The organism is Streptomyces cupreus, from assembly GCF_014257025.1.
In the GTDB taxonomy this organism is placed as follows: domain Bacteria; phylum Actinomycetota; class Actinomycetes; order Streptomycetales; family Streptomycetaceae; genus Streptomyces; species Streptomyces cupreus.
Map to the genome: position 1 here is coordinate 23,162 of NZ_JACMSF010000033.1, position 25,494 is coordinate 48,655.

Here is a 25,494-nt window from a genome sequence, read left to right on the forward strand (position 1 = left end):
CGTAAATCAGCGCAAGCCGGGCAGCCACTGGGGAGTCGGGTCTTCGGACACGGGAGCGAGCGGTCTGCTGGCGGTGGGGAGTGACACGGTGATGGGCACGGCGGAGCGGCGCGAGGCGCCCGACGACGGCGGTGCGGCGGCGCGCTTGACGGTGCGCCAGGGCCCGGAGGCGCCGGATCGCGACATTCCGGCGGACCGGGGTGAGGTTCTGACGGGCCCGGACGAGAAGCCGATGGCGTACGCGCAGGTCACCGGCTCCGACAAGCGTGAGAGGGCGCAAGCGCAGGCGCTGGATCGCCCGTTGTGGGTCGAGGAACCGGCGCGGCGGCGCCGGATGCCCGATCCGGTACGTACGGCGGCGGTGCGGGCGGTGCTGATCATCGCCGTGACGCTGATCCAGGCGATGGTGGCCTTCCTGTGCACGTTGGCCGGATCGTGGCTGGCGTTCCCGATGGTGCTCAGCAGCGTGGCCGGCACAGTGGTCGCCACCTGGGGTGCGCTGGACGTCTGGGTGACCCGCCAGGTCTGGAACCAGCGCAATGGCGTGGTCTCGACACCGGCCAGCACCGCGCGGACGCTGCGGCGGGAGCGGCGCAGGGAGCGGCGGCAGGCGAGGACGACCGAGCGCGCCCAGGAGCGGATACCCGGGCGGGGTGCGGGGCAGTTGTCGCACTCCTGATCCGTGCATCACGACGATGATGATCGGCGAGAAATGCGCGGACCTGCTGAAGGAGGACGCTCTTCAGCCCTGTTGGTCCTGCGGCCGCTTGAACATCCGGGTCGCCGTGATCTCGCTGTGCACCGTCTCCTCTGCCTGGGGCTGCTGGGGCAGTCCCGGGCGGAGGTGTTCCTCGACGCTGATGTACTTCAGTCCCGCCCGGAGGTCGGCGTCGTTGCGCAACCGGATGACCAGCGGGAACTCGGCGAGCGCGGTGGTGTCGAACAGACCGGTGGTGTACAGGAGCTGGACACCGAGGGCGTCGGACACCGCGCGCTGGAGCTCCAGCAGATAGGTCGCGTTGGCGCGGCCGATGGGGTTGTCCAGGAACAGCGTGCCCGCATGGCGGTGCTTGTCCCGGCCCCGGTCGTTGGAGCGCAGGGCCGCCATCGTGCAGTACAGCGCGATGGCCGCGGTAAGAAGCTGTCCGCCGGAGAACACGTCGCCCATCTGCCCGACGGGCACGCGCTCCGCGCGCAGGACCGCGTCCGGCTTGAGGATCTCGACGGCGACGCCCTTGGGCTGGAGCGCGGCGCCGACTCCCTGCAGCAGCAGGGACATTCCGTCCCGCCGCAGATCGGAGTTCTTCCTCACCGCCGCGCGCGTGGCCTCGTCGATGACCTCGCCGAGCCGCTCGGTGAGCGTGGCCTGATCGGGCTCCTCGAAGCGGATGCGCAAGAACTCCTGCCCTGACCACTCGCCGAGCCCCTCGGGGAGCCGGGAGAGCCGCTGTGCGGACCTGAGCGTGGCGAGCGCCGACTCCACAAGACCTCGTAGCCGGTCCACGATCGAGTCGCGGTTGCGCTCCAGCTGCTCCAACTCATCGGTGAGGACCCGCAGTCGGGGCGCGAAGGCGTCCGCCCACTTCTGCGCGTGCTCGGGCAGCGCGGCGGCGGGCAGCTCCCGGATCTGCTGCCGTGCGGGGGTGCGCACCTGCTCGTACCGCGTGGAGTTGGCGTGCCGCACGAGCACATCGCTCGCCTCGCGTACGGCGGCCTCGGCGGCGGAGAGGTCGGCGGCGCAGCCACGCAGGGACCGGCGGGCCTCGGCGGCGGACTGCCGGGCCTCGTCGAGGCTGCCGGGGTACGGCTCGGGCTCCTCCTGGTCCTCCTCGGGGGCGTGCTCGCGCAGCAGGTCGCGGAGCATCGCGGCGATCTCGTCGAAGCCGCCGGCCGCGTCCTCGGCGGCGCGATGGGCCGCCAGCAGTTCCGCGTGCGCCTCCCGGGCCTGCCCCAACGCCTCGGTGCGCGAGGCCAGTTCGGACGTGGCCGTGCGCAGCAGCGCCTGGGCGTGCTCGGCGTCGCGCGGCTGAAGCTCCTCGGACAGCTCGGTGTGCGCCTCGCCGTCCTCGGGCGCGTGCCGCTCGGCCTCGCCGCGCAGCCGTCCGAGCTGCTCGCTCGCCGTCGACATCCGGGTCTCCAGGAGCTGCACCAGCTCCTCCGCGCGGGCGACGGCCGCCTGCCGGGACGGCCCGTCGGAGCCGTCGGGCGACTCCAGCAACTGCTCCGCGCGCGTACGGACCTTGTTGCTCAGCCGGTCCAGCTCGGCGCGCGCCGCGCTCTCGTCGCTCTCCGCACGCGCCTGCTCGGCCCGTAGATCGGCGGCGACGCCGACCTTCTCGTATACCTGCGAGGCGGCCCGGTAGGCCTCGCGCAGGGCGGGCAGGGACGCCTTGGGGGCGTCCGCGTCGGTCTCCGGTACGTCGTCGGGGGCGCCCGCGATCTCGGAGCGCTCGGCGCGCAGGGCACGCGCGGTGCGGCGGGCGTCATCGGCCGCGCGCTGGGCGGCGCGCCGGTCCTCGTCGGCGGCGCGGGCGCGCTCCAGGTAGGACTGGGCGCGGGCCTCCGACTCGGTGGCCTCGTCGGCGAGTTCGCGCAGCTTGGCCTGCCAACCGGCCCGCTCGCGCAGCCGGAAGGCGAGTCCGGCGAGGGCGTCGGCGGCTCGCCTGGCCTTCTGCGCGGCCTCCTGCCGCTCGTCGCGGACCTGGGCGGCCTCGGCGGCGGCCTCGTCGGCCTCCGCGCGCACGGTGCGTGCCTCGGCGAGCTCGGCCTCGGACTCCTCGGCGAACGCGCGCGCCACCCGTGCGGCCTCGGCCAGCTCGACCAGCCGTCCGGCCGGGCAGCCGGTACGCCAGGAGGCGAGCCGCGCGGCCAGCTCCCGGTCCTTGCCGAGCCGGGCGGCCAGGGTACGGATCTCCTCGTCCCGCTCACTCGCCCGCGCGCGCAGCGCCTGCCGCTCCTCGTCGGCGGCGTGCTCGTCGTGCATGGCCGGGTTCGGCGGTACGAGGAAGACGTCGCCGCTCTGTGCGCCGGTGCCGGGCGTCGGGGCGAGGAGGGCGGCGGCCGTGCCGACGGCCACGGCGGACCGGGGCAGCAGGGCCGCTTCGCTGAGCGCCTCGCGGGCACGCGCGTGTGTGTCGGGGTCGGTGATGATGACGCCGTCGACCAGTTCGGGCCGGGCGGCCAGCACGCGCGCGTGGTCGGCGGGGTCGACGGCCTGGGCGAGGTACCGCCAGCCGGGCAGCGCGGGGATGCCGTGCTCACCGAGGAACTCCACGGTGGCCAGCACGTCCGGTCCCGGCGGCAGCAGTCCGCCGTCGCCGAGGGCGCCGAGGATCCGGGAGTCGTCGGCCGCGGCCGTCCGCAGCTCGAAGAGCTGCCGCTCGGCGGAGGAGACGGCGTCGTCGAGGAGTTCACGCAACTCGTCGGCGACGCGGTCGAGTTCCTCGGGCGTGAGCGTGCCGTCAGAAGCGAGGCGCGGGGCCCGGGTGCCGACGGGCTCTCCGGCGCCGGAGCCGGTCGTCCGGCCGCGCGACGCTGTGGCGGCGTCGGCGTGCGGGCCGTTGCCGCCGGCCGCTGCCCCGCCCTGTGCGGAGGGCGTCCCGCCGGACACGGCGTCCGTCCCGGCTCGGGGTCCGGGCAGGCCCGCCCGGGGCCCGCCAGGGGCGCCCGGCAGGCTCAGCAGCTCGGCCAGCCGCTCCTCCCCCGCCAGCCCCTCGGCGAGACGGCGCTCGGCCTCATAGGCACGCTCGGCGGCGGTCGCGGCGTCCGCCGCGCGGGCCGCCGTCAGCTCCGCGCGGGACTCCGTGGCGGCCGCCTCGCGCGCATGCTCCGACGCCCGCCGGGAGGCGTCCCGCGCCGTGTCCCAGGCGGCGACGGCGCTCTTCTCGGCGTCGCTCGCGGCGAGGGCGGCGCGGGCCGGGTCGGCGTCGCGGGCGCTGTCGTCGAGCCAGCCGGCGCGCACGGCCTCGGCCGTCTCCTGCTCGACCTCGGACAGGCGCTGCTTGAGGTGACCGATCTCGCTGCGGGCGCGCTGGGCCTCCGTGGCGGCGGAGGTGGAGTCCCGGTAGGCGGCCTCGCCGACCTCCTGGAGCGCGGCGGACCGCTCTTCCCCCTCGTTGGCGAGGGCCTCGGCACTCTCCGCGGCCGCGTGCAGCGCCCGTACGAGATCGACGGCGGCCTTGGCGCGGGCGGCGAGGGCGGGGGCGGCGTCCCGCTCGGCCTCCTGGATGGCGGCGGCCACGCGCGCGACGCGGTCGGCGGCGGCGCGGTGCCGCAGCACGGCCTCGGCGGCCTGCCAGGCGGAGTGCAGGGTGCGTGCCTCGGCGAGCTCTCGCTTCTGCGCGGCCGCCGACTTCTCGGCTGCGGCGAGGGCCAACGAGGCGTGCCGGTAGGCGAGTTCGGCGGCGATCGACGCGCTGCGCTCGCGCCCCGCCTCGGCGTGGGTGACCGCGTACGCGGCGGCGGTGACCCGCTGGGCGAGGTCGGCGGCGCGCACGCGCTCCCGGACCCCGCGCGCGGACAGCCGCCGCGCCAGGGTCCGGGTCCGCCGCTCGGCCCCGGCGTGGATGTCCCGCGCGCGGGAGCGCGCCTCGGCCGCCTCCACGATCCGCCCGAGCAGATCGACGGACCCGGCGGTGAAGTCCCGTTCGGCGATCAGCTCGGCGCGCCGACCGAGCTTGTTGCCGAACCCGCTGACCAGGTCGGCGAGCCCGTCGGTGTCCCGGGTGTCGGTCACCGCGCGCAGCAGGAGGTCGGTGAAGTCGGAGTCCTTCTTGACGGCGAAAAGACCGGCGGCTTCACCTTCGTCGGCGTTCATCTCCCGCTGGTAGCGGAAGAGTTCGGGGTCCAGGCCGAGGTCGCCGAGGTGCTCGATCCACCGGTCATGGATCTCCTCCCAGTGCACCTCCAGGTGCGGATACGCCTTGCCCGCCTCGGTAATGGCGTCCCGGAAGCCCTTCATGGTGCGGCGGCGGCCCTGCGCGCCGGAGGCGCCCTCCACGGGCGGCCGTACGGCGGTGGACTCGGCGACCGGGAGGTTGTCCAGCGAGAGCCCGGGCCCGGGCCGGAAGGAGTACCAGGCCTCGGCGAACTTCCGCGGGTCGTTGGAGACCTGCCGCCCCCGCCACTCGCTCACCTTGCCGACCACCACACACTCACCGGTCAGGGTGTGCTGCCACTCCAGGGCGACATGTCCGCAGTCGTCGGCGAGCAGGAACTTGCGCAGCACACCGGAGCTGGCGCCACCGAGGGTGTTGCGATGGCCCGGCAGCATCACCGAGAAGATCAGCTTGAGCAGCACGGACTTGCCGCCGCCGTTCTCCAGGAACAGCACACCGGCGGGCGCGGGCCGGCGCGGCGGGCCGACGGGCTCCTCCTCGAAGAACTCCGCCTGGGTGGGCGCGGGATCGGGCACGGGCTCGCCCACACCCCGCAGGTCAAGCACGGTGTCGGCGTAGCGCGCACCGGCGGGCCCGATGGAGTAGAGGCGGACCCGGGACAGCTCGTACATGGCGGACTCTCGTAAGTCTTCGGCAGGTGGGGGTGGTTCAGGCGGAGTGGAACGGCAGTCCGGCGTCGGCCACCAGGTCCAGGTCGTCGCTCTCCTCGGGCGGCAGCAGCGTCGCCGTGCCGTCGGTGACCGGGACGACGCCCAGTTCCAGCAGTTCGGCCATCGCGGCGCTGCCCGCCATGTCGCGCACCTGGAGCTGGTAGCGGGCGGTCGTGCGGTACGTGCCGCCGTTGTCGTCGCCGGTGCGCTGGAGGAACCCGGAGTCGGTGAGGAAGGCGACGGCCTTGCCGACGATGCCGGTGGTGGACCCGGCGAGTCTGCGGGCGTCCTTGGTGGCGCCGGTGGCGGTGCGTCTGGCCCAGATCCGCCAGGCGGCCTCCAGACCGGGTGCGTCGCTGGCCGGGTCGGTGTTCTCGCCCTGTTCCTCGGCCCGCTCCTCAAGGCGCCGACAGGCCTGCCGTACGAAGGCGTCGACGCCGTTGACGGAGACGCGGCCGATGTAGCCGTCGTCGGCGAGGTCCTCGGGCCGGGGGAACGCCAGGGCGGCGACGGCGAGGTGGGCGAGGCCGTGCAGGAAGCGGTCCCCGGAGTCGGCGGAGGTCCGGCGGGCGTAGTCGCCCATGCGGACGGCGAACACCGAGTCCTCGGCGGCGGTCACGGCCATGCCCGCGCGCGGGGACACCTCCAGCACCACGAGCCCGAGCCCGGCGGCGACCGCGTCCGCGAGCCGGGCGAACGGCGGGTCCTCCCGGTAGCGCCGCAGCAGTTCGGTGTACTCCTGGTCCCGCGCGGGCTGAAGCTTCGGCTGGAGCCCGAAGGCGACGAGCCGTGCGGCGTCGGCGGCGTCGGCGGGCGTGACGGCGGCGCTCGTGGAGGGGGCTGCGGCCTCGGGCTCACTCCACTCGACGTGCTCGCTCACGGTTGGGCTCCTTGCTGTGCTGTCGCTCGACTCATGCTGCTTCCGTCCTGTCCGCCGCCATCCCCGCGGCGTCCAGCAGGGCCGTACCCACGATCAGATCCGCCCCGCCGAACTCGGGATCGTCCAGTTCGGTCCCGTCGTCCACGGCGAACAGGAGCTTCTCCTCGCCCTGCCGATAGGCGGTCCCGACCGCCGGACTGGCCGCGTGAACGGCCAACAGGGCGACCAGATACGGCAGATCGGGATCGGACCGGCGCGCTTGCGCCAGCAATCCGGACAGCCGTCGTGGCGCGTCCGCCGGCAGGTCCAGCAGCTCCATGGCCGCGGCGAGCTGTTCCTCGCTGAACCGGCTGTCGTCCGGGGTGGCGATGAGATCCGGCTCGGGCATCTCCGCCCCGAGGTGCTCACGCTCCACCGGCGGTGTCAGCAGTATGTCCACCAGGTCCCCGACCCGCACCGACACCGGCGTCCGCAATCCCGTCCCGCGCCCGAAGAACGCGTCCGTGACCCGGACCGCCCGTTCGACGGGCAGCGGCAGCACGGGGGCGACGAGATGGCCGTACAGGTCTACGCCCGATGTCGTCATCGGTGTCGCGAAGGCCTGCCGGTCCTGTTCCGCGCGGAACAGCGGGCCTGCCTCCAGCAGTCGCGACTGCAACTGGGTGTGCCGTCGGATGCAGTCCTTGACGATGTCGACGAGCTCGGCGGCGCGGCGCTTGTGCTCGGGGTCCTCGGACTCGTCCCGCGCCTTGCGGATGTTGGTGAGGATCGCGTTCTCGTGGCGGTACCGGTCGGCGACGTGGTCCAGCGCCTCGGCGATCATGTCGGGCACCGTCTGGAGCCAGTCCACCGCGCGGACGTTGCGCCGGGTCGCGTCCAGGGCCCTGCGCAGGGTCTCCGAGTACTGCACGGTCCGGTAGCGGGCCTGCTCGGCGGCGAGTTGGGCGTCGGCGAGGCGGCCCCGGCTGATCAGCACCTCCAGCTTGACCTCGGCGGCGATCTGGGCGCTCGTGACATCGGTGTCCAGTGCGCCGACGAGGACGTTGACCGCTTCGTCCGTGGTACGGAGGTACACCGTGCCGCCGGGGCCCGGCACCTCTTCGATCAGCTTGAAGTCGTAGTCGCGCCGGACATAGGTGCCATCAGAGGCGAAAGTCCCGTAAACGGCACGGAATCCCCGGTCGACGCTGCCGACGTTGATCAGGTTCTCCAGCACCCAGCGGGCCACGCGCTCGTGCTCGACGACGGACCGGTGCGGGGCCTGGGCGGCGATGCGCGGGATGAGCCGGGCCACTATCTGGTCATGGTCGGCGCCCGTGTCGAAGTCCATGTTCAGGGTGACCAGGTCGATGGCGGCGAGCGCCACCTCCGCCATGCCGTACACCGAGTACTCACCGGCCAGGTTGGCCTTGCGCGCGTCCAGGTCGTGCAGTGGGGCGGTGCAGGCGAGCGCGCGCAGGCGCCGCGCCAGGCCCTCGTCGGCGGCCGGGCCCAACGCGGGGCGCGGCCCCGCGCTGAGCTGGGGCGGAACGCTGTCCGTCGAAGCAGGCGAAGTCACGGTGCACAGACTAGGTCCTAGGTCTGACAACGACCCAAACGACTCAGAAGCGACGGCCGTCGCAACCGCACGACAGACCGCGAGAGACCTCAGCCGAGCCCGGCCCCGTCCTCCCCCACCCGGCGCCGGTAGACCTCCACCACCCGCCGCAGCGAGTCGTCGAGGTAGACCGCGAGCAGCCGCTCCGCCTTGTCCCGGTCGCCGCCCTGCAACGCCTGGAGGATCTCCTGGTTCCGGACCAGATACGGCTCGTGCAGTCGCCGCGGATCGTCCACGACATGGAAGGCGAGGCGCAGTTCGGCGAAGACGCTGCGCATCAGCTCGTCGGTGCGGTCGCTGCCCGCGAGGGCCACCAGTTCCCGGTGGAAGTGGATATTGGCCGTACCCACCCCGTTCCAGTCACCTTCGCGCGCCGCCCGCTGCCCGTCCCCGACGGCCTCCTCAAGATCCTCCAGGCCGTACGGCGCCTCCCCGAGCCCGCGTACGACCGCGCACTCCACCAGGCTCCGGGTGCGGTAGATGTCCTCGACGTCCTCGACGGTCAGGACCCGGACGAAGACGCCCCGGTTCAGCTCGTGGACGAGCAGGCGCTCATGGGTGAGCAGGCGGAACGCCTCGCGCAGCGTGTTGCGGGAGACGCCGAGGGCGCCGCCGATGCTGTCCTCCGACAGACGGGTGCCGGGCGGGAAGTATCCCTCGGCGATCCGGGTCCTGAGGATGTCCGAGACCCGCTCGGCGGTGCTGGTGCGACCCAGGAGGGCGCGGTCGTCGGCCAGACCCGTCAACTGCTCTGCCATGCCCGGAATTCAATCGCAGATACAAGAACGAAACAACACGGGTATTGAGGGATCGTTCAACGATCCTCTACCTTGCTACGCACGGCGCCGCCTCCCTCACCGCGGCGCCGGTCACTTCCGCACGGCACGGCTCAGTCCCCAGCACCCTCCGTCCTCCCTCTGCGAGGTGCACATGAGCACGACCCCTCCCACCACCCACGCCCGTCCCGCCGCGGGTGAACGGACCGCCGACGACGGCCCCCTGGGCTGGCTGCGCGCCCTGGGACCGCGGGGCCGGCGCGCCTTCGCCGGCGCGTTCGGCGGCTATGCCCTGGACTCCTACGACTACTTCACGCTGCCGTTGAGCATGGTGGCGCTGGCCGCGTACTTCGGCCTGGACAGCGGCCAGACGGGCCTGTTCACCACGGTCACGCTCGTGGTCTCCGCGGTCGGCGGCGCCCTCGCGGGCGTGGTGGCGGACCGGATCGGCCGGGTCAAGGCGCTGATGATCACCGTCGTCACGTACGCGGTCTTCACCGTCGCCTGCGGATTCGCGCCCAACTACGAGACGCTGCTGGTCTTCCGCGCCCTCCAGGGTCTCGGCTTCGGCGGCGAGTGGGCGGTCGGCGCGATCCTGGTCGCCGAGTACGCGAGCGCCAAGCACCGGGGCCGCACCCTCGGCGCGATCCAGAGCTCCTGGGCCGTGGGCTGGGCGCTTGCCGCGATCATGTACACGCTGGTCTTCTCGCTGCTCGACGAGGATCTGGCCTGGCGGGTGATGTTCTGGACCGGCGCGCTGCCCGCGCTGCTCGTGGTCTGGATGCGCCGCCGTGTGCACGACGCGCCCCAGGCGGTGGCCGTACGGGAGAAGGGTTCCGCGAAGGGCTCCTTCGCCACGATCTTCAGGCCCGGCACCCCCGGTTCACCGGGCCTGCTGCGCACGACGGTGTTCGCCGTGCTGCTCTCCACCGGAGTCCAAGGCGGCTACTACACCCTGGCCACATGGGTGCCGACGTACCTGAAGACGGAGCGCGACCTGTCGGTCGTGGGCACGGGCGGCTATCTGAGCTTCCTGATCTCGGGCGCCTTCCTCGGCTATCTGACCGGCGGCTACCTCACCGACCGGCTCGGCCGGCGCCGCAACATCTGGCTGTTCGCGCTGCTGTCGGCAATCTGCATCCTGGCGTACGCGAACATCCCGAGCGGCGCCAACGCCCTGCTCCTGGTGCTCGGTTTCCCGCTCGGGTTCTGCATGTCGGCGATCTTCAGCGGCTTCGGGTCCTTCCTGAGCGAGCTGTACCCGACGGCGGTGCGCGGCACCGGACAGGGCTTCACCTACAACACCGGCCGCGCGGTGGGTGCCGTCTTCCCGACGACGGTCGGCTTCCTGGCCGACAGCTGGGGCGTGGGCGGCGCGCTGGTCTTCGGCGCGATCGGCTACGCACTGGCCGCGCTGGCGCTGCTCGGACTGCCGGAGACGCGCGGGAAGGAGCTCGCGTGAACCGCACCGACGACCACCCCTTGGTCCTCGTCGACCAGCACGCGCACGCGTGGCGGCCCGCGGACGCCCGCACCCGCTTCCGCGCGGGGCTCTCGGGCCCCACGGCCGGGGTCGCCGCGGGCCACACCCAGGTCAACCTGATCTCGGTGCCCGCCGACTGGGCGTACGACATGCTGCTGTTCTGCCAGCGCAACCCCAAGCCCTGTCCGGTGCTCGACGTCACGGACGCCGGGTCGTGGACGACCGTCCTCGCCGACGGTGCCGATCTGCGCACCGATCTGCCGCGCTACCGGGTGTGGCGGGACGGCGAGTTGGTGGCCGAGCCGACGGATGTGCGCGCGCACTGGCGGGACGATCTGGTGTCGTTCCTGATCGGGTGCAGCTTCACCTTCGAGTGGGCGCTGACCGAGGCGGGCGTCCCGATCCGCCACATCGAGCAGGGCCGGAACGTCCCGATGTATGTGACGGACCGTCAGTGCCGCTCGGCGGGGCGGCTGCACGGACCGATGGTGGTGTCGATGCGCCCGGTGCCGCCGGAGCATCTGGCGGCGGCGATCAGGGAGAGCAGTCTGCTCCCGGCGGTGCACGGCGGCCCCGTACACTGCGGCGATCCCTCGGTTCTCGGCATCGACGACCTCGGCCGCCCCGACTTCGGGGACCCGGTGGAGATCGCGCCGGACGACATCCCGGTGTTCTGGGCCTGCGGAGTGACCCCACAGGCCGCCGTGACGGCCTCCCGCCCACCGTTCGCCCTCACCCACGCGCCGGGCCAGATGTTCCTCACCGACGCCCGCGACGCGCAGTACCGCGTGCTGAACGCCGCCTGACAGGAGACCCATGACCTCGATCGATCTGAACGCCGACCTCGGCGAGGGGTTCGGCCGCTGGCGGCTCACCGACGACGAGCGGCTGCTGTCCGTCGTCACCAGCGCCAACGTGGCCTGCGGATTCCACGCCGGGGACGCGGCCACCATGCGGCGGGTGTGCGAGCTGGCGGCCGCGCGCGGGGTGCGGATCGGCGCCCAGGTCTCCTACCGGGACCTGGCGGGTTTCGGGCGCCGCGCGATGGACGTGCCGCCCGCGGAGCTCACCGCCGAGGTGGCGTACCAGATCGGCGCGCTGGAGGTCTTCGCCCGCGCGGCCGGCACGCGCGTGTCGTACGTCAAGCCGCACGGCGCGCTCTACAACCGCGTGGTGCACGACGAGGAGCAGGCGGGCGCGGTCGTCGACGGAGTGCTCCTCGCCGACGCCACGCTGCCCGTGCTCGGCCTGCCCGGCTCCCGCCTGCTGGAGCTGGCCGACAAGGCGGGTCTTGCGACGGTCACGGAGGCGTTCGCGGACCGCGCCTACACCGACGAGGGCACCCTCGTCCCGCGTGACCGGGAGGGCGCCGTCGTCACCGATCCCGACGCCGTCGTGGCCCGCTCGGTCGGCATGGCCCGCTTCGGCGAGGTCGACGCCCATTCCGGGGCACGCATCCGGATGAGCGCCCGCTCCCTGTGCCTGCACGGCGACACACCCGGCGCGGTGGACCTCGCCCGCCGGGTTCGCGAGGAGCTCCAGCGGTCGGGGGTCCGGGTGGAGGCCTTCGCATGAGGGCGCTGCGCGTCGGAGGCGACGCCCTGCTCGTCGAGGTCTCCTCGGGCGAGCAGGCCCAGGCACTGCACGCGGAACTGCAGCGCCGCCGCGCGGAAGGTTCACTGTCGGTCCGCGAGATCGTCCCGGCCGCCCGTACGGTCCTCCTCGACGGCGTTGCGGACCCGGCCCGGCTGGCGTCCGAGCTCACCGCCTCCGAGACGCCCGATGCGCCTCCACGCGCGCGTGAGGTGGTCGAACTCCCGGTGCGCTACGACGGCCCGGACCTCGCGGACGTCGCCGCGCACTGGGGAGTGCGCGCGCAGGAGGTGGCCCGCATCCACGCCGACACGGAGTTCACCGTGGCCTTCTGCGGCTTCGCCCCCGGCTTCGGCTACCTCACCGGCCTGCCGCCGCACTACGACGTACCGCGCCGGGAAACCCCGCGTACGGCCGTCCCGGCGGGCTCGGTCGCCCTCGCGGGCCCGTACACGGGCATCTACCCCCGCTCGTCACCTGGCGGCTGGCAGCTGATCGGCACCACGGACGCGGTGCTGTGGGACCACACGCGCGTGCCGGCCGCGCTGCTGGCACCGGGCACGCGTGTGCGCTTCGTCCCCGCGGAACCGGCGAGGCGCTCATGACGGACCGCGCCCTGGCCGTGGTCCGCGCGGGTGCCCTGACCACCGTCCAGGACACCGGCCGCCCCGGCCACGCCCACCTCGGCGTGCCCCGCTCCGGCGCGCTCGACACACCCGCGGCGGCCCTGGTCAACCGACTGGTCGGCAACCCGCCCGAGGCGGCGGTCCTGGAAACCACGCTCAACGGCGTTGCCGTACGCCCGCGCTCGACGGTCACCGCCGCCGTCGCGGGAGCCCCCTGCGCGGTCACGGTGGACGGCCGCCCGGTCGCCTGGGGCGCCCCGGTACACGTCCCGGCCGGGGCCGTCCTGGACGTCGGCCCGGCACTCTCAGGCGTGCGCAGCTATGTGGCCGTGTCCGGCGGTATCGCGGTGGGCCCGATCCTGGGCAGCCGATCGACCGACCTGCTGTCCGGCCTGGGCCCGGCCCCCCTGACGGACGGCGCAGTGCTGCCCCTGGGCCGACCGACCGACTTCCACGCGCGCGTGGACGCGGCCCCCCAGCCGTCCCCGCCAACGGAGTTGGTCCTCCACGTGACCCTCGGCCCCCGGGACGACTGGTTCACGGCGGAGGCCGTAATGACCTTCGCCTCCCGCCCGTACCGCGTGTCACCCGCGAGCAACCGCATCGGCCTGCGCACGGAGGGCCCGGCCCTGGACAGATCCGTCCCCGGCGAACTCCCCAGCGAGGGCATGGTGTTGGGCGCCGTCCAGGTCCCCCCGGACGGCAGGCCGGTGGTGTTCCTGGCGGACCACCCGACCACGGGGGGTTACCCGGTGATCGCGGTGGTCCGAGCCCAGGACCTACCGGCGGCGGCCCAGGCGGTGCCGGGGACGCCGGTCCGCTTCATCGCGATACGCCGAAGATGACGATCACGCGGCGTCGGGTTGCTGCTCGGCCACGGACAACGCGGCCAGCGCCGCCGACACCGCATGCGCCGTCCGCAGATCGAGCCGAGCGCTCGTCCCGCGCGCGCGGTGCCGCATCTCGTCGAACGCGAGCGTCAACAGCTGCGGCAACAGATCCGTGCACCGCCGAGCCACCCACCCGGTCCCCGCGGTGGCCAGCCACCACAGACTCGCCGACTTGGTGGGAGCCGGAAACTCGGGCTCGGGCGAAGGCGCGACGCCGGTGGCCAGCCCACCCTCGGCCAGCAACGCGTGAAACCGCACCGCCAGTTGCCGATGCCCCCGCTCCCCCGGATGCAGCCGATCCGCGCTCCACATCGCCCGGTCGGTCAGCCAGGCGCCCTCGGCCGCGTGCAGATGCACCGCGTCGTACCGCTCGGACAGCGCATGCACCACCGTGTTGACCGCCCGCTGCCGCCGGGCCAGTGGACGCGCCAGCGCGCCCGGAAGGCGGAGCATGGCCCCCGGATCGGGCAGACAGGACGTCAGCACGACCGCCCCTTGCGCGGTGAGCGCCGCGTACACCTGGTCCAGCCGTTCGGCGACGGCATGGATGTCGAAGGTGCAGCGCAGCGTGTCGTTCACGCCGACCACGACGGCCACCACGTCGGGCCGCAGCGCCAGCGCGTCGGGCAGTTGTCGTTCCAGTACGTCGCGTGTCTGCGCCCCGCTGACGGCGAGGTTGGTGAAGTCCACGGGCTGTTCGGAGAGCCCGCCGGCGAGCAGCGCGGCCCAGCCGCGCCACCCGTCCCCGACGGGATCACCCACGCCCTCGGTCAGTGAATCCCCGAGGGCTACGAAGCGCAGGGGTCTCATGCGACGCCCTCCGGCACCCGGGCCCGCCCGGGGACGGGCACGTCGTGCGCGGTGAGGAAGGCGGTGACCGCCGTGTCCCAGCCGAAGCACTCGGCACGCGCGCGTGCCGCCTCGCGCCGCTCGGCCTCGGGACGGGCGAGGAGCTTCTCCACGGCGTCGGCGAACGCCTCCCCGTGGTCGGCGGCGACGGCTCCGGCGGAGCCGATCACCTCCGGCAGCGCGGACGACGTGCTGACCGCCACCGGCGTACCGCACGCCATCGCCTCCAGGGCGGCGAGCCCGAAGGTCTCCGCGGGCCCCGGCGCCAGACACACGTCCGCCGATGCCTGGAGCGCCCCGAGCATGACCCGGTCGGAGACATGCCCGAGGAAGGTCACCGGAAGCCCACGCTCCCGCGCCCGCTGTTCCAGACGCGGCCGCAGGGGCCCGTCCCCGGCCACCACCAGCACCGCCCGCCTGCCCCGGCCGAGCAGCGCCTCCAGCGCGTCCAGCGCGGTCCCGGGCCGCTTCTCCACCGACATCCGGGTGCAGGTGACGAGCAGCGCCTCGTCCCCGCGCGCGTGCCGGGCGCGCAGTCCCGCGTCGTGCAGCGCGGGGTGCCGCTGCACCAGGTCGACGCCGAGCGGAGCGCGTACGACGTTGCGGGCGCCGATCCGCACGAACTCCCGCTCGGCGAACTCCGTGGTGCACACCACGCGCGAGTACGTGTGGGCCGTACGGACGTTGAGGGCGTCGGCGGCGCGGCGGGCGGCGCCCTCGGGGACGCCCCAGGTGCGCAGGACGCCGTCGGCGGTCTCGTGGGAGACCATCACGGCGGGTACGCGCGCGCGTCGCGCCCACTTGCCGGTCCACCTGAGCGTCGTACGGTCGGACACCTCCAGGCGGTCCGGGCCGAGCTCCTCCAGGAGGGCGGCGACCCGCCGCTTGTCGGTCAGGACGCGGTAGCCGCCGGTGCCGGGCAACAGCGGCCCGGGCAGGGTGATGACCCGGCCCTGCTCGGTCTCCTGGTCGGTGTGGCGCTCGCCGGGCACGATGAGCACCGGGTCGTGCCCGGCCGCCTTGAAGCCCTTGCCGAGCTCGCGCAGCGCCGTGCGCAGTCCGCCGGAGGCGGGCGCGACGAAGTTGGCGAGCCGGACGATACGCAGTGACTCGTTCACGCCGCCGCCACCTTCGCCCTGCGGCCGACCAGCACGTCGGCGTAGTGGCCGATGAGCTGGTCGCCGACGGCCGCCCAGGTGCGCCCCTCGACCATGGCGCGGGCGGCGGTGCCGTAGGCGGTGCGCATGGCCGGGTCGGCCTGGAGGGCCCGCACCGCTTCGCGTACGGCGTCGGCGTCACCGGCCGGGAACAGCAGGCCGGTGTGCCCGTGGGCGACCAGGTCCAGCGGGCCGCCGACGGCGGGCGCGACGACGGGCACGCCGCTGGCCATGGCCTCCTGCACGGTCTGGCAGAAGGTCTCGAAGGGGCCGGTGTGCGCGAAGACGTCCAGCGAGGCGAAGATCCGGGCGAGGTCGTCGCCGGTGCGGCGGCCGAGGAAGACCGCGCCGGACAGCGCCTGCTCCAGGTTGGGGCGGCTCGGTCCGTCGCCCACGATCACGACCCGGACGCCCTCCAGGCGGCAGGCGCCGGCCAGCAGCTCGATGTGCTTCTCGGGGGCGAGCCGGCCGACGTAGCCGACGATCAGCTCGCCGTTCGGGGCGAGCTCCCGGCGCAGTGCCTCGTCCCGGAGGTCGGGGCGGAAGCGGACGGTGTCCACACCGCGCGGCCACAGCTTGACCCGGGGCACGCCATGGGCCTCCAGGTCACTCAGGGACGCGCTGGACGGGGCGAGGGTGAGGTCGGCGGCGGAGTGGACGGAGCGGATTCGGCGCCAGGCCGCGGCCTCGCCGGCGCCCATGTACGTACGGGCGTATCCGGCCAGGTCGGTCTGGTAGACGGCGACGGCGGGGATGCCGAGCCGGGCGGCGGCCGCCATCCCGCGGACGCCGATGACGAAGGGGCTGGCCAGGTGCACCATCTCGGCGTTGTGCTCGATGAGCGTCGAGGCGAGGCGCCGACTGGGGAGGGCGACACGCACCTGGGGGTAGCCGGGGAGCGGAAGGGAGGGGACATGGACGACGGGGCAGGGCGCGAGAGCGCCGAGCTTGCTCCCGGGAGCGGGGGCCGGGGCGACGACGACGGGGGCGTGACCGCGATCGACGAGGTGTCGGGCGGTCTGGAGCGCGCAGTGGGCCACGCCGTTCACATCGGGGGGAAAGGATTCGGTCACGATGACGACACGCATACCGGTGTTGTCGCCGTGCTGGACGTGGCCGCGTCAACGTGGATCTTTCCGAACAGGGAACGTCCCATGAGCGTTGCGCTGCACACCCGAGCAGGTCAGACCGTGTCCATGCCCGCCTGACCCGCGGGTCACCCCTCGTTCACCCTGCGGGCGTGTCAGGCCCGATCCGGCTGCGAACGGCTGTCTGGACCTCGGCCTCCTCCGCCGGGTCGGCGGCGAGCCTGCGCAGTCGCTCCACGACGCGGTTGTCGCCGGTCTCGGCGTGCCGGGCGGCGATCTCGCGGGTGGTCTCCTCGCAGTCCCAGAGGCATTCGACGGCGAAGCCGGACGGGAAGGAGGGATCGGTCGCGGCCAGGGCGCGGGCGGTCCGGCCGCGGAGATGGGAGGAGGCGGTCTCGCGATAGACATGGCGCAGGACGGGGGCCGCGCAGGCGATCCCGAGCCGTCCGGTGCCGTCCACGAGGGTCCACAGGGTCTTCGCGTCGGGCCCCTCGCCCCGGACGGCCTCCCGCAGCGCCGCGAGGACCAGGTCGCTGTCCTGGGCCCCGCCGCGGCAGGCGAGCATGCGTCCGGCGGAGGCGCCCAGCGGATCGGGCCGACGGGCCCAGCCGCGGGCCCGGTCCACTGCGGCGACACTGCGCATCCGTTCGAAGGCGTCGACGGCGGCCTCCACGACGGGCGGCGGCCCTGCCGTCACGGCCGCCTCGATCAGGTCGAGGGCGTCCGGGTCGTTGCTGTCGGCGAGGTAGCGCAGGGCGGTGCAGCGGGCGCCTTCGGTGCCGTCCTTGGCGGCCTGGACGATCTCGGGCCGGTCCTCGGGGCCCGCGACGGCGGTGAGGCAGCGGGCGGCCGGCACATGGAGCGCGGCGCCGCGGTCGACGCCCTGTTGGGCCCACTCGAAGACGGCCCGCACGCTCCACCCCGGGCGGGGCCCGGTGGGGCTCATCTGCCGCTGCCAGCGGTCGAAACAGCCGGTCTCCTGAGCGGCACGCACACGCGTGGCGATCGATTCGCGCGGATCCTCGGCCCACAGCCGCCAGGGCCGTGGCTCAAAAGCGTCGCGTACGGCGGCGGCCAGCTCGGCCTCGCCCTCGGCGTCGGTGGCGAAGCGCGCCAGGACGGGCGCGGCGAGCGCGCGCAGTCCGGCGTCGTCGTCGCGCAGGGCCAGCTCGTCCAGGGCCCAGGCCCAGTTGGAGCCGGTGGCGGCGTACCTGCGCAGCAGGGCGAGCGCGTCCCGCCTGCCGTAGGAGGCGAGGTGGCCGAGGACGGCCAGGGCGAGGCCTGTGCGTGACTCCTCGGTGTCGAAGACGTCCTCGACGTCGAAGAGATGGGCCTCGATCTCGTCCAGCTCGCCGCTCAGGTCGAGGAAAAGTCGGGCGTAGTAAAGGGAGCGGTTCTCGACCTGCCAGTCGTGGCGGGGGTCGCTCAGCACACAGTGGTTCAGTGCCGCGAGCGCTTCGGCGCGCGGTGCGGTGAGCGCGTGCAGTGTGCCGTCGCCGCGGCCCCGCTGGAGCAGGCCGAGCAGCGTACCGCTGGGCGCTATGACCGGATCGAACATGGGAAACAGCCTCACATCAAGCGTCGACGCAACCGGGGACGTGCTCTACCTGGCCGCGTGACAACACGTCGGGGCGCCCGCCGTTTCCTGCTTGCTGTAAGCCATCTTCCTCTGCCTCTCGTCGGTGGCCCATGCGGACCGATCACGGTCCGCGCGGTGCGGCAACACCTGCCCAGCCATCGCGTCCGTGAATCACGACGTCATGATGACTCGGCAGTTCCATCTGCCGCGACCGAAATTTCGGCGGCCCTTTACCGCCTCCCCCGTTTTCTGTGTCGTAGCTGGTCAGAGCGTACGGATCAGTGTGCGCCGAACAATTCCAGCAGTTCCGTCTTGCCGAACATCCGGGCGGTGTCGACGGCCGACGGAGTGCCCGCCGACGGGTCGGCGCCGCCCTCCAGAAGGGCCTTGATCACATCCGTCTCGCCCTTGAACACGGCCCCGGCGAGCGGGGTCTGGCCTCGGTCGTTGATCCGGTCGGCCTCGGCGCCACGCGCGAGCAGCGCGCGCACCGCCTCGGCGTGGCCGTGGTAGGCGGCGAGCATCACCAGCGAGTCGCCGCGGTCATTGGTGAGGTTGGCCGGAACGCCCGCGTCGAGGTACGCCACGAGCGCCTCGGTCCGCCCCTGCCGGGCCAGATCGAAGATCTTGGTGGCCAGCTCCACGACCTCGGGGTCGGGGGCTTCACTCATCGCCGGACCGCCTCTCCATACAACCGTTCAGGTGAATCGCCAGGGTACTGGCTCGCCGGGCACATGACCCGATGCGCCCGAGGTAAAGATCACCACGAACCCGGTCGGACGCAAGAGCCCAGCTCGTCCGGCCCTGGACGACTCCACCAACCGAGGGAAATCTGCAGAAATCCACCCAGTTGCACCTTTTATCGTATGGATACATTCTGTGAGCCTGGAAGTACTCATGGTGACTGTCCCCACGAACCAGGAGATCCCAAAATGATCCTCTCCATCTCAGGCGTGGTCCTGCTCGGCATCATCGTCTTCCTCTTCTTCAAGAAGGACGGACTCAAGGCCTCGCACGCCTGCGTCGCGGCCCTGTTCGGCTTCTACCTGGCCAGTACGGCCATCGCCCCGAGCATCAAGGCCGGCGGCGAGAGCCTGGCGAGCCTGCTCGGCGGCATCAAGTTCTGAGCCCGCCCGTCCCGTCCGTACGCACCTTCAGGAGACAGCCGTGGCCCGGCGCCCCCTCCCCCGCATCCTGAGCACAGGCAGCGCGCAGATCGCCCGGAGCCGGGAGCTGGCCCGGACGGCGGTCGCCAGTGCCACCGACGTCCTCCACCCGCTGATCACGATCACTCGCGGGCTGCACCGGCTGGCCTCGGCGGGGCGGCGCAAGTGGGCCGACACCCCCAAGGACAAGCGCGGGCCGCTGCTGTTCCTGGTGGCCTCGGTGATCCTGGTCGTGGCGCTCGTTCCGTACGGCCCACTGCTCGCCGTCGTCACACTGATGGCGGCGGCGGCCTGGCAGGGCCGGGACCGCACCCCGCCGACCCCCGAGGGCCCGGACGAGTCGCAGACGGAACGACTGAAGTCGCTGTACGAGGCACTGGTGCCGTACTTCTCGACCCCGGAGGACCCCGCCCCTCTGTACGCGCACGGCGGTGAGTGGGAGAGCACCTTCCCCGAGTACGAGTTCGACGCCTCGGGGCGCGTCACGAGCCTCGCGATCCGCTACCCGGCCTACTTCACCGACGGCGAGCCCGAGGCCCGAGCGCGGATCGAGCATCTGCTCACCGCGAAGTCGGGACGCGGCCGGGAGTACCGCTTCGACTGGGACGAGGAGGGCAACCAGCTCTCCCTCTCCGTACTGCCGCCGCTGCCCACCGACATCGCCGCCCAGCGCTTCGTCACGGCCCCCGGCGAGACGGTGCTCGGCTTCACCGACCCCGGCGAGGTCCAGCGCACGCTCCCCCTCACCCACGGCGAGGAGCAGCGCGACATGCCACCGGTCGTCTGGCGCACCGGGATCCGCTCCACAGAACCGCATCTGCTGGTCATGGGCCAGCCCGGCAGCGGCACCTCCACCCTGCTCCGCTCGATCGCCCTCCAGGCCCTCCAGTACGGCGATGTCGTCATCGTGGAGGGCGGCGCCACCGGCGAGTACGCCTGTCTGACCGGCCGGGACGGTGTCCTCGCAGTGGAGTGCGCGCTGGCCGGAGCACTGGCCAGCCTGGAGTGGGCGGCGCACGAGACGGAGCGCAGGCTGATCGCGCTCAACCGTGCCCGGCAGGCCGGTCACCCGCCACCGGAGGACACCAAGCGCCCCCTGTGGATCCTCCTGGACCGCCCGACCGCCTTCGCCCACCTGGCCGCCACCGACGGCCACAAGGACCCGCAGTCCCTGCTCCAGGTACCCCTGCGGCACGGCCGCGCGGCGAACGTCACGGTGGTCGTGGCCGACCAGTTCGACAGCGCGGAGCTGCTGAGCGATGCCGTACGCCAGCACACACGCGCGCGTGCGGTCCTCGGCCCCGCGACGGCGGACCAGCTGACGGCGTTCCTGGGCGCACCCCCGCACACCACCCCGACCACCCAGGTCCCCCCGGGCCGCGGCTACGCCCGACTGGGCTCGGGCCCGGTCCTCCGCCTCCAGGTCCCGGCCACCCCGGACCCGTACGACGACGCCACCACGGACACCCACCGCCAGGCGGTACTGGACCTGCTCCCCCCACGCACGACCCCGGCGGACGCGGAACAGCAGCCGGAGCCGGTGGCGACTGAAGCGGTGACGGCGGAAGCGGTGACGGCGGAAGCGGTGACGGCGGAGCCGTCAAAGCTGGCGTAGCGCTCACCGTCGATCACGCCACGAAGGTGCGAGGCGCCTCCCCACCCCCGGTCCCCCCGCTCTCCACCAACCGCGCCGCCGCGGCCAGCCGTACCGCCGCCTCCTCCGCGACCGCGCCGCCCACGGTGAACGGCAGCCGCACATACCCCTCGAAGGCGCCGTCGACACCGAAGCGGGGCCCCGACGGGACCCGGACTCCGACCCGCTCCCCAGCCTCCGCGAGCCGCGAGCCGGACAGGCCGCCCGTGCGGACCCACAGGGTCAGGCCGCCCTTCGGGACCTCGAACTCCCACTCCGGCAGCTCCCGACGCACCGCGTCGACGAGCGCGTCACGGTTCTCCAGGGCCTGGCTGCGGCGCAGTTCGACGGCCTGCTCCCAACCGCCGGTGCTGAACAGCCAGTTCACCGCGAGCTGCTCCAACACCGGTGTCCCCAGGTCGGCGTAGGCGCGCGCGGCGACCAGGCTGCGGATCACATCGGGCGCCGCCCGTACCCACCCGATCCTCATCCCCGCCCAGAACGCCTTGCTCGCGGAGCCGACGGTGATCACCGTGGCCCCAGCCGGATCGAAAGCGCACACCGGCCGTGGCATGCAGACATCCGCGTCGAGCCAGAGCTCGCTCATCGTCTCGTCGGCGATCAGCACCGTGCCCGCGGAGCGCGCCGCCTCCACCAGGCGCCGCCGCTGGTCGTCGTCGGCGAGCGCGCCGGTCGGATTGTGGAAGTCGGCGACGACATAGGCGAGCCGGGGCGCCGCGTCACGCAGCACCTGCCGCCAGCGGTCCATGTCCCAGCCGCTGAGCCCCTCGGCCATGGCGACGGGCACCAGCCGCGCCCCCGCCTCCCGCATCAGCTGAAGGATGTTGGCGTACGACGGCGACTCCACGGCGACCCGCTCGCCCCGCCCGGCGAAGAGATGGCAGATGGCGTCGATCGCGCCCATCGCCCCGGTCGTCACCATGATCTGCTCGGGCATGGTGGGGATCCCGCGCGCGGTGTACCGCTCGGCGATCATCGCGCGCAGCGCGGGCAGCCCGGCCGGATAGTCGCCGTGCGTGTGGGCATACGGCGGCAGCTCCTCAAGGGCGCCCTGCACGGCCCGGGTCAGCCACGGCTCGGGTGCGGGGAGCGCCGCGCAGCCGAGGTCGATCATCGAACCGAGGGCCTCGGGCGGCAGGGGTTCAAGACCGCGCGCGGGCAGCGGATTTCCGGCCGGGACCGCGGTCCAACTACCGGCCCCGCGCCGGGACTCCAGGAATCCCTCGGCGCGCAGCGCCTCGTAGGCCGCGGCGACCGTCGTACGGCTGACGGACAGGGAAAGGGCCAGTTCGCGCTCCGCGGGCAGCCGCGCCGCGACCGGCACCCGCCCCTCCAGGACCAGCAGCCGTATCCCGTCGGCGAGCGCGCGATAGGCGGGCGGGCGGCGTGTGCCGGGGCCCGCGGGGCGGTCCTGCTGGGAGCTGAGCAGCCGGGCGAGCTGAGCCGGCCCCACCGCCGAGGTCCACTGCGCCATGGAAATCAGTCCACCTTCCCCGGATTGGCCATGGATGGCCGTTCTCCTCAAGCCACAGGGTGTCATGACGCAGGCCACTACCACCACAGGGGGGACCCTCTTGTCCACCACAAGCCGTCTCGGGCGACGGTTGATCCAGCTGTACGTCGGTCTCGCGCTCTACGGGGCGAGCTCGGCCCTTCTCGTCGAAGCCGGCCTCGGCCTCGAACCCTGGAACGTGCTGCACCAGGGCCTGGCCGAGCTGACCGGCCTGACGATCGGCGTAGTTTCGATCATCGTCGGCGCCGCGGTGCTGCTCCTGTGGATCCCGCTGCGCCAGCGGCCCGGCCTCGGCACCGTCTCCAATGTCTTCGTCGTCGGCATCGCCATGGACGGCACCCTGGCCGCCCTCCCCGAGGCGCACACCCTCACCGTCCGGATTCCCCTTCTCGTCGCCGGCATCGTCCTCAACGGCGTGGCCACCGGCCTCTACATCGCCGCCCGCTTCGGACCGGGCCCGCGCGACGGCCTGATGACGGGCCTGCACCGGCGTACCGGCCGCTCGATCCGCCTGATGCGTACGGCGGTTGAGCTCGCGGTGGTCGTCTCCGGCTTCCTCCTGGGCGGCACGATCGGCGTCGGCACCCTGCTGTACGCGCTGGCCATCGGCCCGCTCGCCCAGCTCTTCCTGCGCGTCTTCGCCGTCCCCCCGGCACCCGGCGGCAGCACGGTCGTTGCCACGGGTCAACCCCGGCGCGCCATACTGCGACGGTGAGCACGCCGATACGCCACCCCTATCTCGACCATCCCGGTCCGATCGCCTTCGCCCACCGGGGCGGGGCGGCGGACGGCCTGGAGAACACCCTGTTCCAGTTCCGCCGCGCGGTGGACTTGGGCTACCGGTACCTGGAGACCGACGTCCACGCGACCCGCGACGGCGAGCTGGTCGCCTTCCACGACTCCACGCTGGACCGGGTGACCGACGGCGCCGGCAAGATCGCCGACCTGCCCTGGTCGGACGTACGGCACGCGCGCGTGGCCGGTCAGGAGCCCGTGCCGCTGTTCGAGGAACTCCTGGAGGCCTTCCCCGAGGCCCGCTGGAACGTGGACGTGAAGGCGGAGCCCGCGCTGCTGCCCTTCCTCGACCTGGTGGAGCGCACCAACACCTGGGACCGGATCTGCCTGGGCTCCTTCTCCGAAGCCCGGGTCGTACGGGCCCAGCGCCTGGCCGGCCCTCGACTGGCCACGTCGTACGGCACGCGCGGGGTGCTCAATCTGCGGCTGCGCTCCTGGGGGCTGCCCGCGGCGGTGCGCCGCTCGGCCGTCGCCGCGCAGGTTCCCGAGATGCAGTCCGGCATCCAGGTCGTCGACCACCGCTTCGTGCGCACGGCCCACGCGCACGGGCTCCAGGTGCATGTGTGGACGATCAACGAGGAGGACCGTATGCACCGGCTCCTGGACCTGGGAGTCGATGGCATCATGACCGATCGCATCGAGACATTGCGCAAGGTCATGGAGGACCGGGGCGTCTGGGTCTGAGACCTCGGCGGGCCGCGGCCCGGACGGGGAAGCGAGGGCGCGGGTGGACACCGGCACCATGGGGGCGACGGCGGCCGACGAGGTCGCCGGGCGACGGCGCGAGCAGCGCGGCTGGTACTTCTACGACTGGGCGTGTTCCGTCTATTCGACGAGCGTGCTCACGGTGTTCCTCGGCCCCTACCTGACCTCGGTCGCCGAGGAGGCCGCCGACGCGGACGGCTTCGTCCACCCGCTCGGCATCCCGGTGCGCGCCGGGTCCTTCTTCGCCTACTCGGTGTCCCTGTCGGTGATCGTGGCCGTCCTGGCGATGCCCCTGGTCGGCGCCGCCGCCGACCGCAGTGGCCGGAAGAAGCCACTGCTGGCCGCGGCCGCGTACACCGGGGCCGCGGCGACGACGGCAATGTTCTTCCTCGACGGCGACCGCTATCTGCTCGGCGGCGCCCTGCTGATCGTCGCGAACGCCGCGCAGTCGGTCGCGATGATGCTCTACAACTCCTATCTGCCGCAGATCGCCCCGCCCGAGGAGCGCGACGCGGTGTCCTCCGGCGGCTGGGCGTTCGGGTACGCGGCGGGCGCCCTGGTCCTGATCGCGAACCTGGTCCTGTATCTCGCGCACGACTCCTTCGGCGTCTCCGAGACCACGGCCGTCCGCATCTGTCTGGCGTCGGCCGGCCTGTGGTGGGGCGCCTTCACCCTCGTACCGCTGCGCCGACTGCGCGACCGCCGCTCCGCCCCGGCCGGGGAGGCGACCGCGCCCGGCTTCCGGCAGCTCGCGGCGACGATCCGCGACATGCGCCGCCATCCGCTGACGCTCGCCTTCCTGCTGGCCTACCTCGTCTACAACGACGGCATCCAGACCGTGATCTCCCAGGCCTCCATCTATGGCTCCGAGGAACTGGGGCTCGGCCAGTCCACACTGATCGGCGCCGTGCTGCTGGTCCAGGTGCTGGCGGTGGCGGGGGCGCTGCTCATGGGACGACTCGCGCGGACGTACGGCGCCAAGCGCACGATTCTCGGATCGCTGGTCGCGTGGACGGTGACGCTGGCGGCCGGGTACTTCCTGCCGGCCGGGGCACCGGTGTGGTTCTTCGTGCTGGCGGCCGGGATCGGCCTTGTCCTCGGCGGCAGCCAGGCCCTGTCCCGCTCCCTGTTCTCCCATCTCGTACCGCCGGGCAAGGAGGCCGAGTACTTCTCCGCGTACGAGGTGAGCGACCGCGGGATGAGCTGGCTCGGCCCGCTGCTGTTCGGGCTCACCTACCAGCTGACCGGAAGTTATCGGGACGCGATCATCTCGCTGGTGGCCTTCTTCGCGCTCGGGTTCGTGCTGCTCGCGCGGGTTCCGGTGCGGCAGGCGATCAGCGATGCGGGAAACCCGGTTCCGGCAAGAATTTAGCGTTCAACGCGAAAGGGCTGTAGTGTACGCGTTTGGCCTGCCAGGCGTACCGTTACTGCGCGTCAAAGATGCCGAAACGCTGGGTGACATCTGCTAGCAGATGTGACAAACCGGGCGCCGGTGGGTACAACAAGGGGCGGCTACGACGGCGACGCATGACCCGGAACGGGAATCTTTACCGCCGACCGGACGTTGACCGGATGACGACGACAGCGACACCTGT

21 protein-coding genes are annotated in these 25,494 nt (G+C 73.0%); 11 read left to right on the forward strand and 10 right to left on the reverse strand.

Features of this window, described 5'->3' with window-relative positions:
- Positions 1 to 91: 91 nt before the first annotated feature.
- A complete protein-coding gene (locus tag H4N64_RS26885; protein ID WP_186285006.1) occupies positions 92 to 679 on the forward strand; it encodes a hypothetical protein in 588 nt (195 codons plus the stop codon).
- Between the two features lie 63 nt (positions 680 to 742).
- Here H4N64_RS26885 and H4N64_RS26890 read toward each other — a convergent pair whose 3' ends face one another.
- From H4N64_RS26890 to H4N64_RS26905, 4 genes are all read right to left on the reverse strand, one after another.
- Positions 743 to 5,509 carry a hypothetical protein gene (locus H4N64_RS26890; protein ID WP_186285007.1) on the reverse strand — a complete coding sequence of 1,589 codons (4,767 nt, stop codon included), beginning with the start codon at positions 5,507 to 5,509 and terminating at the stop codon, positions 743 to 745.
- A 37-nt stretch (positions 5,510 to 5,546) separates the two neighbouring features.
- Positions 5,547 to 6,428 carry a hypothetical protein gene (locus H4N64_RS26895; protein ID WP_186285008.1) on the reverse strand — a complete coding sequence of 294 codons (882 nt, stop codon included), beginning with the start codon at positions 6,426 to 6,428 and terminating at the stop codon, positions 5,547 to 5,549.
- A 31-nt stretch (positions 6,429 to 6,459) separates the two neighbouring features.
- Positions 6,460 to 7,986 carry a hypothetical protein gene (locus tag H4N64_RS26900; protein WP_186285009.1) on the reverse strand — a complete coding sequence of 509 codons (1,527 nt, stop codon included), beginning with the start codon at positions 7,984 to 7,986 and terminating at the stop codon, positions 6,460 to 6,462.
- A gap of 89 nt (positions 7,987 to 8,075) precedes the next feature.
- Entirely contained in the window at positions 8,076 to 8,783 is a 708-nt protein-coding gene (locus H4N64_RS26905) for a GntR family transcriptional regulator (RefSeq protein WP_186285010.1), read from the reverse strand.
- A gap of 172 nt (positions 8,784 to 8,955) precedes the next feature.
- Here H4N64_RS26905 and H4N64_RS26910 point away from each other — a divergent pair, with 172 nt between their 5' ends.
- Genes H4N64_RS26910 through H4N64_RS26930 form a run of 5 tightly spaced genes read left to right on the forward strand, consistent with a single transcriptional unit; the run spans position 8,956 to position 13,348 of the window.
- The gene (locus H4N64_RS26910) at positions 8,956 to 10,263 is read left to right on the forward strand and encodes an MFS transporter (RefSeq protein WP_186285011.1); all 1,308 of its coding nucleotides are present in this window, start codon (positions 8,956 to 8,958) and stop codon (positions 10,261 to 10,263) included.
- A complete protein-coding gene (locus tag H4N64_RS26915; protein WP_186285012.1) occupies positions 10,260 to 11,090 on the forward strand; it encodes a putative hydro-lyase in 831 nt (276 codons plus the stop codon). Before H4N64_RS26910 ends, H4N64_RS26915 begins: the two co-directional genes overlap by 4 nt.
- A gap of 10 nt (positions 11,091 to 11,100) precedes the next feature.
- Positions 11,101 to 11,859 carry a LamB/YcsF family protein gene (locus H4N64_RS26920; RefSeq protein WP_186285013.1) on the forward strand — a complete coding sequence of 253 codons (759 nt, stop codon included), beginning with the start codon at positions 11,101 to 11,103 and terminating at the stop codon, positions 11,857 to 11,859.
- A complete protein-coding gene (locus tag H4N64_RS26925) occupies positions 11,856 to 12,482 on the forward strand; it encodes a 5-oxoprolinase subunit B family protein (RefSeq protein ID WP_186285014.1) in 627 nt (208 codons plus the stop codon). Before H4N64_RS26920 ends, H4N64_RS26925 begins: the two co-directional genes overlap by 4 nt.
- Entirely contained in the window at positions 12,479 to 13,348 is an 870-nt protein-coding gene (locus H4N64_RS26930) for a 5-oxoprolinase subunit C family protein (RefSeq protein WP_186285015.1), read from the forward strand. Before H4N64_RS26925 ends, H4N64_RS26930 begins: the two co-directional genes overlap by 4 nt.
- 3 nt (positions 13,349 to 13,351) lie before the next feature.
- Here H4N64_RS26930 and H4N64_RS26935 read toward each other — a convergent pair whose 3' ends face one another.
- From H4N64_RS26935 to H4N64_RS26955, 5 genes are all read right to left on the reverse strand, one after another.
- Positions 13,352 to 14,203: an SGNH/GDSL hydrolase family protein gene (locus tag H4N64_RS26935; RefSeq protein WP_186285016.1), complete on the reverse strand. Its 852-nt coding sequence runs from the start codon at positions 14,201 to 14,203 to the stop codon at positions 13,352 to 13,354.
- Entirely contained in the window at positions 14,200 to 15,360 is a 1,161-nt protein-coding gene (locus tag H4N64_RS26940) for a glycosyltransferase (protein ID WP_186285017.1), read from the reverse strand. Before H4N64_RS26940 ends, H4N64_RS26935 begins: the two co-directional genes overlap by 4 nt.
- Positions 15,357 to 16,487 (reverse strand): glycosyltransferase family 4 protein, encoded by a 1,131-nt coding sequence (locus H4N64_RS26945; protein ID WP_186285018.1) that lies wholly within the window; start codon positions 16,485 to 16,487, stop codon positions 15,357 to 15,359. Before H4N64_RS26945 ends, H4N64_RS26940 begins: the two co-directional genes overlap by 4 nt.
- 139 nt (positions 16,488 to 16,626) lie before the next feature.
- Positions 16,627 to 18,045, reverse strand: a complete 1,419-nt coding sequence (locus tag H4N64_RS26950; protein ID WP_186285019.1) for a HEAT repeat domain-containing protein — start codon at positions 18,043 to 18,045, stop codon at positions 16,627 to 16,629.
- Between the two features lie 299 nt (positions 18,046 to 18,344).
- On the reverse strand, positions 18,345 to 18,737 hold the full coding sequence (locus tag H4N64_RS26955) for an ankyrin repeat domain-containing protein (protein WP_186285020.1): 393 nt from the start codon (positions 18,735 to 18,737) through the stop codon (positions 18,345 to 18,347).
- Positions 18,738 to 18,998: 261 nt separating this feature from the next.
- On the opposite strand from H4N64_RS26955, the gene H4N64_RS26960 reads away from it, so the two are divergent.
- The gene (locus tag H4N64_RS26960; RefSeq protein ID WP_186285021.1) at positions 18,999 to 19,193 is read left to right on the forward strand and encodes a hypothetical protein; all 195 of its coding nucleotides are present in this window, start codon (positions 18,999 to 19,001) and stop codon (positions 19,191 to 19,193) included.
- A 40-nt stretch (positions 19,194 to 19,233) separates the two neighbouring features.
- Entirely contained in the window at positions 19,234 to 20,847 is a 1,614-nt protein-coding gene (locus tag H4N64_RS26965) for a P-loop NTPase family protein (protein ID WP_186285022.1), read from the forward strand.
- Positions 20,848 to 20,860: 13 nt separating this feature from the next.
- Here the strand turns inward: H4N64_RS26965 and H4N64_RS26970 are convergent, their stop codons facing one another.
- Complete coding sequence (locus tag H4N64_RS26970; protein ID WP_186285023.1) at positions 20,861 to 22,360, reverse strand: SCO1417 family PLP biosynthesis transcription factor; 1,500 nt, start codon at positions 22,358 to 22,360, stop codon at positions 20,861 to 20,863.
- A 64-nt stretch (positions 22,361 to 22,424) separates the two neighbouring features.
- Between H4N64_RS26970 and yczE the strand changes: the two genes are divergently transcribed.
- The 3 genes from yczE to H4N64_RS26985 are packed head-to-tail and all read left to right on the forward strand — an operon-like array spanning position 22,425 to position 25,271.
- The gene (gene yczE, locus H4N64_RS26975) at positions 22,425 to 23,114 is read left to right on the forward strand and encodes a membrane protein YczE (protein WP_186285024.1); all 690 of its coding nucleotides are present in this window, start codon (positions 22,425 to 22,427) and stop codon (positions 23,112 to 23,114) included.
- Positions 23,111 to 23,878, forward strand: coding sequence for a glycerophosphodiester phosphodiesterase family protein (locus H4N64_RS26980; RefSeq protein ID WP_186285025.1), 768 nt, complete (start codon positions 23,111 to 23,113; stop codon positions 23,876 to 23,878). Before yczE ends, H4N64_RS26980 begins: the two co-directional genes overlap by 4 nt.
- A gap of 58 nt (positions 23,879 to 23,936) precedes the next feature.
- The gene (locus tag H4N64_RS26985) at positions 23,937 to 25,271 is read left to right on the forward strand and encodes an MFS transporter (protein WP_186285067.1); all 1,335 of its coding nucleotides are present in this window, start codon (positions 23,937 to 23,939) and stop codon (positions 25,269 to 25,271) included.
- Positions 25,272 to 25,494 lie beyond the last annotated feature (223 nt).

What these genes read in the sequence shown, in the direction of transcription:
- H4N64_RS26885 (WP_186285006.1), top strand. Translation starts at nt 92, where the DNA reads ATGGGCACGGCGGAGCGGCGCGAGGCGCCCGACGACGGCGGTGCGGCG.
- H4N64_RS26890 (WP_186285007.1), bottom strand. Translation starts at nt 5,509, where the DNA reads ATGTACGAGCTGTCCCGGGTCCGCCTCTACTCCATCGGGCCCGCCGGT.
- H4N64_RS26905 (WP_186285010.1), bottom strand. Translation starts at nt 8,783, where the DNA reads ATGGCAGAGCAGTTGACGGGTCTGGCCGACGACCGCGCCCTCCTGGGT.
- H4N64_RS26910 (WP_186285011.1), top strand. Translation starts at nt 8,956, where the DNA reads ATGAGCACGACCCCTCCCACCACCCACGCCCGTCCCGCCGCGGGTGAA.
- H4N64_RS26920 (WP_186285013.1), top strand. Translation starts at nt 11,101, where the DNA reads ATGACCTCGATCGATCTGAACGCCGACCTCGGCGAGGGGTTCGGCCGC.
- H4N64_RS26925 (WP_186285014.1), top strand. Translation starts at nt 11,856, where the DNA reads ATGAGGGCGCTGCGCGTCGGAGGCGACGCCCTGCTCGTCGAGGTCTCC.
- H4N64_RS26930 (WP_186285015.1), top strand. Translation starts at nt 12,479, where the DNA reads ATGACGGACCGCGCCCTGGCCGTGGTCCGCGCGGGTGCCCTGACCACC.
- H4N64_RS26935 (WP_186285016.1), bottom strand. Translation starts at nt 14,203, where the DNA reads ATGAGACCCCTGCGCTTCGTAGCCCTCGGGGATTCACTGACCGAGGGC.
- H4N64_RS26945 (WP_186285018.1), bottom strand. Translation starts at nt 16,487, where the DNA reads ATGCGTGTCGTCATCGTGACCGAATCCTTTCCCCCCGATGTGAACGGC.
- H4N64_RS26950 (WP_186285019.1), bottom strand. Translation starts at nt 18,045, where the DNA reads ATGTTCGATCCGGTCATAGCGCCCAGCGGTACGCTGCTCGGCCTGCTC.
- H4N64_RS26955 (WP_186285020.1), bottom strand. Translation starts at nt 18,737, where the DNA reads ATGAGTGAAGCCCCCGACCCCGAGGTCGTGGAGCTGGCCACCAAGATC.
- H4N64_RS26960 (WP_186285021.1), top strand. Translation starts at nt 18,999, where the DNA reads ATGATCCTCTCCATCTCAGGCGTGGTCCTGCTCGGCATCATCGTCTTC.
- H4N64_RS26970 (WP_186285023.1), bottom strand. Translation starts at nt 22,360, where the DNA reads ATGGCGCAGTGGACCTCGGCGGTGGGGCCGGCTCAGCTCGCCCGGCTG.
- yczE (WP_186285024.1), top strand. Translation starts at nt 22,425, where the DNA reads ATGACGCAGGCCACTACCACCACAGGGGGGACCCTCTTGTCCACCACA.
- H4N64_RS26985 (WP_186285067.1), top strand. Translation starts at nt 23,937, where the DNA reads ATGGGGGCGACGGCGGCCGACGAGGTCGCCGGGCGACGGCGCGAGCAG.